The organism is Methylobacterium sp. OAE515, from assembly GCF_041806315.1.
Lineage (GTDB): Bacteria > Pseudomonadota > Alphaproteobacteria > Rhizobiales > Beijerinckiaceae > Methylobacterium > Methylobacterium tardum.
On record NZ_JBGMUV010000001.1, the window covers coordinates 344,674 to 357,256 of the forward strand.

Annotated in this window: 11 protein-coding genes; 3 read left to right on the plus strand and 8 right to left on the minus strand. The window is 71.7% G+C overall.

Annotated features, from left to right (window positions below; all coding sequences use genetic code 11):
- Nucleotides 1–145: 145 nt before the first annotated feature.
- From ABIE45_RS01655 to ABIE45_RS01690, 8 genes are all read right to left on the minus strand, one after another.
- Nucleotides 146–970 carry a heme ABC transporter ATP-binding protein gene (locus ABIE45_RS01655; protein ID WP_192710187.1) on the minus strand — a complete coding sequence of 275 codons (825 nt, stop codon included), beginning with the start codon at nucleotides 968–970 and terminating at the stop codon, nucleotides 146–148.
- Nucleotides 963–2,009 carry an iron ABC transporter permease gene (locus ABIE45_RS01660; protein ID WP_192710188.1) on the minus strand — a complete coding sequence of 349 codons (1,047 nt, stop codon included), beginning with the start codon at nucleotides 2,007–2,009 and terminating at the stop codon, nucleotides 963–965. The genes ABIE45_RS01655 and ABIE45_RS01660 overlap by 8 nt, the downstream gene beginning before the upstream one ends.
- Before the next feature lie 24 nt (nucleotides 2,010–2,033).
- Nucleotides 2,034–2,930 carry an ABC transporter substrate-binding protein gene (locus ABIE45_RS01665; RefSeq protein ID WP_192710189.1) on the minus strand — a complete coding sequence of 299 codons (897 nt, stop codon included), beginning with the start codon at nucleotides 2,928–2,930 and terminating at the stop codon, nucleotides 2,034–2,036.
- Nucleotides 2,927–3,139, minus strand: a complete 213-nt coding sequence (hemP, locus tag ABIE45_RS01670) for a hemin uptake protein HemP (RefSeq protein ID WP_192710190.1) — start codon at nucleotides 3,137–3,139, stop codon at nucleotides 2,927–2,929. The genes ABIE45_RS01665 and hemP overlap by 4 nt, the downstream gene beginning before the upstream one ends.
- Before the next feature lie 414 nt (nucleotides 3,140–3,553).
- The gene (locus tag ABIE45_RS01675) at nucleotides 3,554–3,712 is read right to left on the minus strand and encodes a hypothetical protein (protein ID WP_192710191.1); all 159 of its coding nucleotides are present in this window, start codon (nucleotides 3,710–3,712) and stop codon (nucleotides 3,554–3,556) included.
- Nucleotides 3,713–4,048: 336 nt separating this feature from the next.
- Nucleotides 4,049–6,541, minus strand: a complete 2,493-nt coding sequence (locus tag ABIE45_RS01680) for a two-component system VirA-like sensor kinase (RefSeq protein ID WP_192710192.1) — start codon at nucleotides 6,539–6,541, stop codon at nucleotides 4,049–4,051.
- Complete coding sequence (locus tag ABIE45_RS01685) at nucleotides 6,538–7,539, minus strand: cytochrome c peroxidase (RefSeq protein ID WP_192710193.1); 1,002 nt, start codon at nucleotides 7,537–7,539, stop codon at nucleotides 6,538–6,540. Before ABIE45_RS01685 ends, ABIE45_RS01680 begins: the two co-directional genes overlap by 4 nt.
- Nucleotides 7,540–7,541: 2 nt before the next feature.
- Complete coding sequence (locus ABIE45_RS01690; RefSeq protein ID WP_192710194.1) at nucleotides 7,542–8,303, minus strand: response regulator; 762 nt, start codon at nucleotides 8,301–8,303, stop codon at nucleotides 7,542–7,544.
- A 1,014-nt stretch (nucleotides 8,304–9,317) separates the two neighbouring features.
- On the opposite strand from ABIE45_RS01690, the gene ABIE45_RS01695 reads away from it, so the two are divergent.
- The 3 genes from ABIE45_RS01695 to ABIE45_RS01705 are packed head-to-tail and all read left to right on the plus strand — an operon-like array spanning nucleotide 9,318 to nucleotide 12,525.
- Nucleotides 9,318–10,400, plus strand: coding sequence for a glycosyltransferase (locus tag ABIE45_RS01695; protein ID WP_373622087.1), 1,083 nt, complete (start codon nucleotides 9,318–9,320; stop codon nucleotides 10,398–10,400).
- Complete coding sequence (locus tag ABIE45_RS01700) at nucleotides 10,391–11,671, plus strand: Bcr/CflA family efflux MFS transporter (protein WP_192710196.1); 1,281 nt, start codon at nucleotides 10,391–10,393, stop codon at nucleotides 11,669–11,671. The genes ABIE45_RS01695 and ABIE45_RS01700 overlap by 10 nt, the downstream gene beginning before the upstream one ends.
- Complete coding sequence (locus ABIE45_RS01705) at nucleotides 11,668–12,525, plus strand: alpha/beta fold hydrolase (protein ID WP_192710197.1); 858 nt, start codon at nucleotides 11,668–11,670, stop codon at nucleotides 12,523–12,525. Before ABIE45_RS01700 ends, ABIE45_RS01705 begins: the two co-directional genes overlap by 4 nt.
- Nucleotides 12,526–12,583: the final 58 nt, after the last annotated feature.

Here is a 12,583-nt window from a genome sequence, read left to right on the forward strand (position 1 = left end):
CTGGCTGGCGGATGGCTGGCTTGCTGAGGCTGTTCTGTGTCAGTTCTTGAGACGAGCGCAATCGATCGCGCCGCGCCTCACCTTCGGATGGTTCGAAGGTTGCCCTTCACCACACTGGAAGATCTTAAAACACGGCGGAATGCGATCAGGAATGTGATGTTTCTGCCACATCCCGGCGCGGCAGGAGGAAGGGCTGATCCCCATCCGGCACCCGCCCAACCGGCCAGCGGACGCCGAAGACCCGCGCGATCAGGTCGTCCCGCAGGACCTCGGCCGGCCGGCCGCTCGCGACCAGCCGCCCCCCGTCCAGCACCAGCAGCCGATCCGCGTAGGCCGCCGCGAGGTTGAGGTCGTGCAGGATCGCCACGACGGCCACGCCCTTGGCCGTCAGTTCCGCTGCGGCGTCGAGCAGCGCGCCCTGATGCCGAAGGTCCAGGCTGGCGGTCGGCTCGTCGAGGAACAGCACCTGCCGCTCCGCGACGGTGCGGCCCGCCTCCAGCTGGCACAGGATGCGCGCGAAGTGCACCCGGGCCTGCTCGCCGCCGGAGAGGGTCGGGTAGGTGCGGTCGGCGAGGTGCGCCACGTCGGCCTGCGCCAGCGCCCGGGCCAGGATCGCGGCCCGGTCCCGACGGTCGAGGCCCCGGCCGATGCCGTCGAGGCCGATCCGGGCGATCTCGGCCACCGAGAACGGAAAGGCGAGGCGCGAGGCCTGCGGCAGCACGGCCCGCATCGCCGCGAGACGCCACGGCGGAATGGATCCCACCGCCTCTCCGCCATAGAGGACGGCCCCTCGGCTCGGCCGCAGCGCGCCGCTGAGCAGGCGCACCAGGGTCGATTTTCCGGCGCCGTTCGGGCCGACGATCACCTGCAGGGTGCCGGGCTCTGCCGCGAGGGAGACATCGCGCACGAGGTCGCGTCCATCCACCGTGGCGACCAGGTCGCGGGCCGTGAGCAGGGCCGGCTCAGGCATCGTCGATCCATGCCCGACCGAGGAGCAGCCAGAGGAAGACCGGCGCCCCAACCAGCGCTGTGACGATGCCGATCGGGAGTTCCGCCGGCGCCGCCACGAGGCGGGCCACGACGTCGGCGAGGACCAGGAAGGAGCCCCCGAGCAGAGCCGAGGCCGGGAGCAGCAGGCGGTGCCCCGGGCCGATCACGAGCCGCAGGGCGTGTGGCACGATGAGGCCGACGAAGCCGATCACCCCGGCCGCCGCCACGCTGGCGCCGACCGCGACCGCCACCAGCAGGATGCAGGCCCGTTTCAGGCGCTCCACCGGGACCCCGAGATGGACCGCCTCGGCCTCGCCGAGAACCAGGGCGTTGAGGCCGCGGCCGAGGAACGGCAGGGCGGCCAGCACCGGCAGGATCAGCGGCGCCGAGGCCGTGACCTTGGCCCAGGTCGCGCCGCCGAGGCTGCCCAAAGACCAGAAGGCGAGATCGCGCAATTGCCGATCGTCGCTGACGAAGGTGAGCAGCCCGGTCAGCGCACCGCTCAGGGCTCCGAGGGCGATCCCGGCGAGCAGCATCGTCGCCACCGCCGTGCGTCCGGACCGGGTCGCCAGGGCGTAGAGGACGAGCGTTGCGCTGAGGCCCCCGAGGAAGGCGCCGGCCGGCAGGACGGCGTAGGGCAGCGGCCCCGGCAGGCCAAGAGCGGCGAGGAGCCGGTCGCCGAGGACGATGATGCCGGCGGCCGCGAGGCCCGCCCCCGACGAGACCCCGACCAGAGCGGGATCGGCCAGGGGGTTGCGGAACAGGCCCTGCATCAGCGCCCCGGAGACCGCCAGCCCCGCCCCGATCATCAGCCCCAGCAGGGTTCGGGGCAGGCGGATGGTGAGGATCACCAGAGCGTCGCGGGCGAGCGCCGGATCGGCCCCGCCGCCGGTCAGCACGGCGAGGACGCGCGCCACCGGGATGCGGATCGCCCCCAGGCTCACCGAGAGCAGCGCCGCCGCGAGGGCCAGGACGGCGAGACATCCCAGGACCGGGAGCGTCGCGGCAGGCCGGCTCACGCACAGGCTCCGGCGGGTCCCGGCTCAATCACGCGGCAGATCCGGGTAGACCGCCCGCATCAGGTCCGTGGCCGCCTCGGGCGTGCGCGGGCCGAAGCCGAGAAGGTAGAGCCCGTCCATCGCCACGAGCCTGCGTGCGGCCGCCGCGGGCGTCTGGCCCAGCGCGGTACCAGGCGCGAAGACGCGCTCGGGCCCCAGCGGCTCCGGGCCGTTCTGCATGATCACCACCGTCTCCGGCGCCGCCGCCACGACGGCCTCGTCGGTCATCGGCTTGAAACCCGCGATCCCGGACGCCGCGTTGGCGATGCCGGCCAGAATCAGGATGCCGTCCGCCGCCGATCCTGTGCCGCCGACGACGGTCCGGCCGTTCTGCAGGGACAGGACGACGAGCGCGCGGGCGGCCCGCGCGATCCGGGCGCGCCGGGCCGCGAGATCGGTGAAGCGGGCACGCAGGTCGGCCTCGAGGATCTCGGCTTCCCGCTCGAGCCCGGCGAGGCGCCCGACCGTGGCGACCTTGTCGAGCACACCTTCGGGACTCGGCGGCTCCGTCACCGGCTCGACCCGCAGCCCGGCCTCGCGCAGCTGCGCCAGGACCGCGGGCGGGCCCGCGCCCTCCGCGGCGATGATCAGATCGGGCCGCTGGGCGAGCAGGCCCTCGGCCGAGAGCGCCCGCAGGTAACCGACATTCGGCTTCTCGCGGAGGGCCTCGGCCGGGTAGAGGCTGGTCGTGTCGACCGCAACGATCCGGTCGCCGGCCCCGAGGCGGTAGAGAATCTCGGTGATTGCGCCGCCGAGGGCGGCGATGCGGGTGGCCGTCTGCGCCGCGGCGCCGCGCGGGGCGAGCGCGCCCGCGGCAAGGGCGGCGAGAAGCGCGCGGCGCGACCAGGGACCGGCCGGGCGGGGTGGGATGAGCCCGATCATTTGGTCAGGATCAGCTTGTCGCTCGCGGTGACACGCAGGCGATAGCGCTGGCCGCTGTGGCGGATGACGACTTCCCGGCGCCCCTGGAGAAGGCGCGCGGAGACGATCTCGGCCTCCGCCTCGACGAGCGGCCCCGCGAGGACGGCGCCTGGTCTCGCCCGATTCCCTCCCGGGACGCCGCAAACCTCGTTCCTGTCCGGACAGGACATCGCTCAAATGCTCCCGGTCTTTACTTTATAGGATTTCAAAAAATCGATCAGCATCGCTGGCGGATGACCATAAAGGCCATTGCCGGCAAAGACCACCCCCGGACAGGCGGCAGATTTACTTCGTTTCTATACGGCTGAAAGACAATTCTGCGGAGCTTGCGAGCCGGATCAACGCTCTCCGAGCAACGTGCTGCCGAACCGGAACCGTATCGGTCAAAGAGGTTCTGTTCGAATGCTTCCGTAGACGGGGCCCAGCCCGTCATCACGCGCGCAGCGATTTGACCCAGGGCGGCGCGACGTCAGAAGGCGTCGCGCCGCCCTGGCCTGCTTCGCTCCGCGCGCAGAGACGACCGCGCCGCAATCCTCGTCGGGAAACGGTATCGAGCGGAGGCGTAGCGCGCTCCGCGGAGACGGCTACCGGAACAGGGGCAGGCCGGCACCGATGATGACGAGACCGAGCACGATCAGGCCGCCGCCCGCGCTCTCCAGGGTCGCCTGCTGAACCGAGCGGCGCGGAGCCAGGCCGGCGAGCACCGCACCCGAGAGCAGGCAGAACAGACTCAGGATGGTCATGGCAGGTGCCCCGGCGCTCAGGCTGAACGCCCGCAAGAGCGTGGAAACACCGAGGTTGCCCCCGCATCCTTTAAGGAATGCCTTTTGCGGCGTGCGCGAGACCCCGGTCTCTCACCTATGCGGGAAACCGAGGCCCTTTCGGGCATCCACGCTCGCCCGTCAGTCTGGGGGATGGCTTCGGGGCGAGCGTGGCGGTCGAGAGGAGACTCGACGCGCCCCGGAAGCAAGACTTATGCATCCACGCCCGCCGCCGACCCGAGGGCGTTGGGAGCGGCTGCCGGGCCTCGACGGTCGCTCCGCCTCGGCAACCGCATGGCGAGACTCCGCCAGCAGTCGCTAATGCAACGCCGCCCGGTTCTCGACCGCCTTGCGCCGAGGCGAAGCGCCCCGCGTTTCGGAGCCCAGGTGTCGCCGCAGCGTGAGCGCCAGTGCGGTCGAACGCCAGGGTCGGCGCGCAACGTCGACGATGGGGATGGCCGAGAGAACCTCCGGCCGGACCGTGTCCGCGGCCGAGAGCGAGAGCACGATCGGACGATCCACGATCCGAGCGGCGCGGCGGGCGAAGGCGAGGCCCAAAGGACCCGACGGTCGGTTCTCGACGATCAGCAGGTCGAAGCGCCCCGGCTCCGCACGCAGGGCCGTCAGCGCCGCTTCCGGATCCGTGTAGCCGATCGGCTCGTAGCCCAAGGCCGCCAGCGTCTCCTCATCCTCCTGCACCGCGGAGCGCGCACCGCCCACGATCATCACGGTGCCGCCGGCGGCCGAGTCGCCGGGCTCGGTCTGCGGGCGGACGGGCAACCACACCTCGAACGCGCTGCCCACCCCTGGTTCACTGCGGACGTGAAAGGCGCCGTCCTGTTCTTGGACAAACTCGAAGGCGGTGGCGAGCCCGAGGCCGGTGCCGGCCGGACGGGTGGTGAAGAACGGCTCGAAGATCCGCGCGAGCGTGGCCTCGTCCATCCCGCGGCCAGCGTCGACCACGCGGATCCGGACGTGGTCGCCGGGGGACAGCTCGCCGTGGGAGAGCGTCCGCCGCTCGGCGAGGCGGACACGTTCGAGCTGCACGTCGATCGCCTTGCCCGGATCAGAAGCCTGGATGGCGTTGCGGATCAGGTTATGGACCACCTGCTGGAGCTGCGCCGGCTCGCCGTCGACGACCGCGCCTTGGGCAGCCCCGGTCAGGCGGATCGCGGCCCGGTCGGCGGTCGACGTCCGGATCTGGGCGACCGTCTCGGCGACGACCGCATCGACGTCGCTCGTGCTCTGCGTCGCACCGCCCCGACGACCGTAATCGAGAATCTGCCCCGCGATCTCGTGCGCGCGCCCGCCCGCCTGAACCAACAGATCGATCTGCTTGGCAGCCCGGTGCGGATCGGCCGGCAGGGCGTCGGCGGCGATCTCGGCATGGCCGAGCATGACGTTGAGCACGTTGTTGATGTTGTGCGCCACGCCGCTGGCGAAGATCCCGATCGCTTCGAGGCGCTGCGCGCGCCGGAGGGTCGCCTCGATCTCGCGGCGCTCGGCCCAGACGTGCTGGCGCTCCAGGGCGGCCCCGAAGCTGTCAGCGACAACCTGCAGAAGGCCGCGCGAGTGCCGCATCCAAGGCGGCAGGGTGCTCCGCGTGCGCTCGAAGCACAACACGCCGACAATTCTCTCCCCCCGGCGCAGGCGCGCGCATGTGAGCGTGGTGACGCCACGCTGCGCGAGAGCTTGAATCAGGGCCGGAGGTCCAATCCCCCCCGCCGTTTCGACAAAGATATGATCGTCTGGAGCAGCGATAAGATCCGGCACCAGGGCACGTTGTGCGTCCGGCCATCCGCGGGGAGCCGGATGGCCCGGCCGGTTCCACAGATGCGTTGCGTTGGTGCCGTCGAGCATGAGGACGTAGCAATGGTCCGTGTTCGCCCCTTCTCCCACGATGGCCATGGCATCGACGATGTGCGCCTCGATCTGATCGGGCTGGCTCGCAAGGAAGAGGTTGTTGGCTTGCGCCACAACGGCTTGGAACACGATGGTCCGGCGTAAAATTATGGTGCCGGCCCGCATCAACAGGCCGACCCGCACCACCAGGGCCACCAGGGCCAGGGCCGCCGCGTAGAGCGCGAGGCGGAACCCGTCCGCGCGGACCTGTCTCTGGTCCTTCAGAGCGCGGCGCGCCTCCAGGAGAGCCTGACGCGCCGGCTCACTCGACGAGGCCGGCAGGGAGCGGGTGACGGTGTCGACCTGCGGCAGCAGCTCGAGGAGCTGGCGCCCGTGCAGGACGATGGCGGCGATGTCCGCTCCCCGACCCGCCGGATGGCTGACCGCCGCCAGGGCGTCGAGCCGGGCGCGGATGTCGTCGAGGCGCCTCGGACTGGACTCCCGGGCGAGTTCCGAGACCCGGATCTGAAGGGCGGCTACCGCCCGGGCAAGCCAGGGATCGATGTCCGGCTCGGACAGGCGGTCGCTGAGGGAATCGAAATAGGCGATCGAGTTCTGCACGAGGGCGTTGCCGGTCTTGAAGCGCTCGACCATCTGCGCCTCGCGGTTCATCGCCTCGGCGAGGGCGCGCACCTCGCGATCGTCCGGCCCGCTCGACGCCCGTATCGCGGCGAGCGCCGCCTGCATCTCCCGGAGATGGGTGACGATCGGATCGTAGTTGCGCAGGAGCCCGGTCCGTGCCCGGAGCACGTCGTGCTGCATCCGGGATTCGGCGAGCGCGAGGGCGTCGATCGTGCGCTGGGTCTGCACGTAGGCGGCGTCCATCTCGCCCTTGCCGTTGATCATCAGCCACGTGAGCAGACCGGCCAGAAGCACCCCGAGCACGGCGGCCTGCGCGGTCAGCCTCATGGCTGCGGCGCGGCGCCGGGCGCGTTCGGGGCCGTGAGGGGACGTCCCGCGTAGGAGCCGGTGAGCGTCCCGAGGAACGCCACGATCGCGGCGGTCTGCGACGGCGTCAGCTCCCGGCCGAGCTGCGCCCGGGCCATGAGCCGCACCGCCTCGGGGAGCGTGGCCACGCCGCCATCGTCGAAGTACGGCGCCGTGACCGCGACGTTGCGCAGGCTCGGCACCCGCAGCACCTCGGCGGCCTTGTTGGGGATCGCGACGAAGATCCCGACCTTCTCGAACAGGTTGCCGCCGACATTGACGCCTTGGTGGCAGGCCGCGCAGCCGATCCCCCGGAACAGATCGTAGCCCGCCCGCTCCGCCTCGGTGATCGCGTGGACGTCGCCGCGCAGCCAGCGGTCGAAGCGGCTGTCCGGGGTCAGCAGGGTGCGCTCGAAGCTGTTGATCGCGTCGATCACCGCCTCTTGGTCGGCCGCGCGGCCGTAGGCGGCCTGGAAGAGCGGGGCGAGCACCGGGTCGCCGCGGACCGTGTCGAGGATCCGGGGCCAGGAGCCGCCCAGGAACTCGGGACGCGTCAGGGCGAGCTCGGCCTGCTCGTGCAGGCTCGGGATGTCGCCGGCCCAGCCCAGGCGGAAGCTCAGCGCCGCGTTGAAGGCGGTGGGCGTGTTGCGGGGCACCGGCGTGCCGTCGGTGGTGAGATTCCGGGCGACCGCGCTCGCACCGTTGCTGCGGATGTCGTGGCAGGTGATGCAGGCCCGGTCGCCCCGGCGCGACAGCCGGGTGTCGGTGAACAGCATCCGGCCCAGGGCGGCCCGGTCGGGATCCGCCCCGAGGCTGCTCGGGACGGGCGTGATGACGTCCATCGCCTCCACGGCGTCGGCGGGCCGCGGGCCGCCGGCCGTCTGCTCCTGGGCGCGGGGCGCCAGGATGGCCAGGGCGCTGCCGACGAGGCCGGCCCCGAGAGCCGCCGCGAGGGAACGGGCGAGGCGCGGCGGGGCCACGGCTAAAGCTTCTCGACCGGCACGGCGAAGACGTAGCCGATGCCGCGCTCGGTGACGATCAGGCGCGGCGCGCTCGGGTCCGCCTCCAGCTTGCGGCGCAGCCGCAGGATCTGGACGTCGATGCTGCGGTCGAACACGTCCTCGTGGACGCGCGTGGCCTGCAGGAGCTGCTCGCGGCTCAGCGGGCGCTGGGGCGCGTCGAGGAAGGCCACCAGCAGGGCGTACTCGCCCTTGCTGAGGGCGACATCCGCGCCGGCCGGATTGGCGAGGCGCCGCCGTCGCCGGTCGAGCACCCAGCCCTCGAAGCGGCTGCGATGGGAATCCTGGGCCCGGGCCGGGGCGGGCGCGACCTCGGCCCGGCGCAGGATGACCCGCACCCGCGCGAGCAGCTCGCGCAGCCCGTAGGGTTTGACGAGGTAATCGTCGGCGCCGAGTTCGAGGCCGATCACCCGGTCGATCTCGTCCCGGCGGTGGCCGGTGGTGATGATGACCGGCAGATCACTCTTGGCGCGCAGGTCGCGCAGCAGGTCGAGACCGTTCTCCGAGCCCAGCCGCAGGTCGAGCACGACGAGGTCGAAATCATCCTCCGCGAGCCGCTTCTCCGCCTCCGCCCGGTTGGTCGCCGGGGTGACGTCGACGTCGTGGTCGGCGAAGTGGTCCGAAACGATGCGCTGCATGCCCGCATCGTCCTCGATGAGGAGAATGCGGGTCGTGCCGGGACGCGCATTCCGACCCTGCCCCCGGTCCAGACTGGGTTCGATCATGGCCACCTCCGGTTCGCGGCAGCCTGCCGCGACGGCACGATCTCGATGCGCCGGCTCGCGGAGCGGGAGCGCCGCTCCGATCGGGGACATCGCCGACCGGGTGACCTTCGCGTCCATCGCCGACCCATCCCGGCGGCCCATCGAGGCGCGTCCGGACGTCGGGCCTTGCAGGTCGCGTTGATATCACGCCCCCCAAAGGATTGCGCCCTTCGTATTGTGCGGGGCAACACAATACGAGCATTCGCGCCGGACATGGCTGGTCCGGACAAAGGCAATTGGCACGGTTACCGTTGTAACCGGAACCGATGCACCCCGAAATAGGGATGTAATCTGCAAATACCAGGGTCATTCTCTCGCAATAGAGAGGCGACCATGACTGACGCCGCAATCTCCAATCTGCGCCAGAATGGCGGACGATACGCGCTCAAATCACGATCAGCACGCGGTAACGCCGTAGCTGATCTTGCGAAACGATCGGGATTTTGGTCGCGGGAGCGGGCCGGCCCGGCTTCAGCGTCGGACGCCCGGGGCCGATCGGCGCGTCGCGGCCTCGGTCGGTGGCTGCTGGAGGGATTGGTGGTCAGCTTCGCCTACGGCGGCTGCATCCACAACATGCATCCGGATTATGTCGACTTTCTGCGCGATCTAAGCAGATCATCCGGGTCATAAATATAAAACTCGCGAAGATAATCGATTTTACAGATCAACCAATAGATCTACATTCTGAGTTCATCACCAAATAACTCAACGCCGAACCCCGGAAAAATCGCTCGAACACAGGCCGGCCGATGCGCCTGCCTGCGCGATCAGATTGGGAACCACAGTCCATGTCCCTCAATGTCCTCTGCATCTCGTGGGGAACCACGGGCAATCTCAGCCCCGTGCTGACGGCGGCCCGGCAACTGAACCGGGCGGGGCACCAGCCGCGCGTCATGGCCGACCCGGTGATGCGCGGCGAGGTCGAAGCGGCGGGCTTCCCGTTCATCGGATGGCGCCGGGCCCCGACCGGCAGCGTTGCCGACCCGGCCCGACTTCTCGGATCTGGCCGATTGGCTGGGCCAGACCATGTTCGCTCCGGCGGGCGCCTACGCGGCCGACACACTCGACGAGATCCGCCGCCTCCCCACCGACGCCGTCCTGAGCCTCGATCTGCTGCCCGGCTGCGCCCTGGCGGCCGAGGCGGCCAGCCTGCCGCACGCGGTCCTGTCGCCGCATATCAGCATCCGCCCGCTGCCCGGCATGCCGCCCGCCGCGAGCGGCCTGACGCCGCCGCGGAATGCCGAGGAGCGGGCCGTGGTGGACGCGGCGATCGACGCGATCGTGTCGGCCATGGAGCAGGGTCGGCCGGCGCTCAACGCCGCGCGGCGCGCCTTCGGGCTGCCGCCGGTCGCCAGCGCCTTCGCCCATTTCGATCGCGCCGACCGCGTCCTCCTGGCCGTCAGCCGCACCTTCGACTTCGACACCGAGGCGCTGCCCGCCAATTACCGGTACATCGGGCCCCTGCTCGACGCGCCGGGCTGGTCTCGCGGGGCGCTGACCACGTGGCCCGGGGCGCGCCGGCCGCGGATCCTCGTCGCCGGCAGCACCGGCGCCCAGAACCAGACCGACCTCCTGCGGCGCGTCGCGCGGGCGCTCGGGACGATCGAGGCCGAGACCGTCCTGACCACCGGCCCCCATGTCGGGGCGGAGGACCTTGCCGCCCCGGACTCCATCCATGTCGTGGCGGCCGCCTCCCATGACGCCCTCATGGCCGAAGCCGATCTGGTGGTGTGCCAGGGCGGTCACGGCACCGTCAGCCGGGCGCTCCTGCACGGCGCGCCGCTGCTGGTGATCCCGCTCGCCCGCGACCAGACCGACAACGCCGCCCGCATCGCCCTGCGCGGCGCCGGTCTACGCCTGCCCGCCGGGGCGAGTGAGGCCGAGATCGCGGCGGCCGCCCGCCGGATCCTGGCGGAGCCGGGCTTCCGCACCGCCGCCGCGGCCCTCGGCGCGGCCGTGCGTGCGGATCTCGACGCGAACGGGCTCGTCCGCGAGATCGAGGCGATGACGGCGTCGCATCGCGGCGCCGCCCGGGGCGGAGATCGGCTTTGGGCCTGATCCGGGCCGCCGCCGTGCCGGCGCATCCCCGCATCCGCTCCGGCTCGGCCGCCTTCTCGGCGCTGCTCGGGCTGCTGGCGGCGCTCCCCACCTTCGGGATCGACATGATCCTGCCGAGCCTGTCGGACACGGCCGCCGCACTGAATGTCCCGCCCTCCGCGATGGGCGCGGCCATGGGCGCCTACCTGCTCGGCCTCGGGGGGGCGCTGCTGGTCTACGGTCCGACCTCGGACCGCCTGGGCCGCAAGCCCGCCATCGCCTTCGGGTGCCTGCTCCTGATCGGCGGCAGCCTCGGCTGCGCCGCGGCGCGGACGCTGCCGCACTTCCTGCTGTTCCGGGCCCTCCAGGGCATCGGCGCCGCCGGCCCCGGCATGGCGGTCCTCGCGATGGTGCGCGACCTGTTCGAGGGCGAGGCGGCGCGGGCCCGGATGTCGTTCGTCGTCCTCACCATCAACGTGGTGCCGATGATCGCCCCGACGGTGGGCGCGGGGCTGATGGATCTCGGCGGCTGGCGCCTGATCCACGCCGCGCCGATCGCCGCCGCCGTGGTGGCGCTGGCGGCGATCCGGCACATCGACGAGCCCCTGCGGCGCGTCTCGGCTCCCGGGGCGGCGGCGACCGGCATCCTGCGCGGCTACGGCCGGATCCTGGCGAGCCGGGTCTTCCTCGGCTACGCCCTGTGCAACGCCGCGGCGGCGGGCGCGGTCTTCGCCTACATCACCGGCTCCGCGCTGGTGTTCATCGACGCCCTCAGGTTCCATCCGCTGACCTACGGGCTGGTCTTCGGGGCAAGCTCCCTGTCGGTGATGGGCGGCGCGTTCCTGAACGGCCGCCTCGCGGCCCGGAGCGTCGGGCCCTCGCGCGTGATCGGCGCCGGCCTCGCCCTGGCGACAGCCTCCGCGGCGCTCCTCCTCGGTGCCGCCCTGGCCGGGCCTCCCGCGGCCGCGCCGGTGATCGCCGCGATGGTCGGCGTCGCCCTGGCCTTCGGCCTCGTCTCGCCGAACGCCATGCACGGCGCCACGGAACTCAGCCCGGATGCGGCGGCCGCGGCGAGCGCCGTCGCGGTCTTCCTGCAGATGGGCGGCGCGGCCCTCGCGAGCGACCTCGTGGCCCGGTTCTTCGACGGGCGGTCCGCCCTGTCGATGGCCGCCGTGATGCTCGGATGCAGCCTCGCCGCAACCGCCGCCCATGCCGGCCTCACGCGTCCGGCCGACCGGCGATCCCCCGCCCCCTTCCCGTCCCCCTCTCGACAGCACGGAGAAACCGCATGATCTTCGACCCGCCCCCCTGGCAGCCCGTCCACCTGACGCGCGACGGCGCCAAGCTCGCCCATATCGAGGCCGGACCGCTCACGCCCGAGGGGCAGCCGCTCCTGTTGATCAACGGCTGGACCGGCGATCACGGCATCTTCACGCCGCAGATCCGGCACTTCTCGAAGACCCGCCGCGTCGTGGCGGTGGACCTGCGGGGTCACGGCGCCAGCGATGCGCCCGAGCAGGACTACACGATGGCGGGCTTCGCCGACGACATCGCGTGGCAGAGCCGGACCCTGGGCCTGGTGAGGCCGGTCGTCATCGGCCACAGCCTCGGCGGCGCCGTGGCCCTCGAACTGTGCGGCCGCCATCCCGACCTCGCCGCCGGTCTCGTGATGATCGACACCATCGTCTTGCCGTCACCGGACGCAGCCGGCAGCCCCGAGATCGAGGGGCTGCTGGCGGGCGTCGGCGGCCCGGATTACCGGGCCGTCGTGCGCGAGATGGCTTGGTCGATCGGCTGCGACTACGACCACCCGGCGCGGCGGCAGGCACTCTTCGACACGTTCATCCTCGGCCCCTGCCTGAGGACACCGCAGCACGTGGCCTATTCGGCGCTCCGCAACATGATCCGGCACCACGACCCGGTGCCGGCTGCGCGCGCCTGCCGGATTCCCATGGCCTACATCTCGGCAGACGTGCCCCTGGTCGAGGCGGCGCGCGACCTGGAGTTGCTGCGCGAACTCTGCCCGCAGCTCGTCACCGCCAAGACGCTGCTCGCGGGCCACTTCAACACGATCGAGGTGGCCGAGCAGGTCAACCCGATGATCGAGCGCTTCCTGGCGGTCGGCCTGAGGAGCCGCGGGCGATAGCCGCGCCTGACGGAAGGCAAGGCTCCGGTGTCGGCGCGAACCGGCGCGCCCGGCTCAC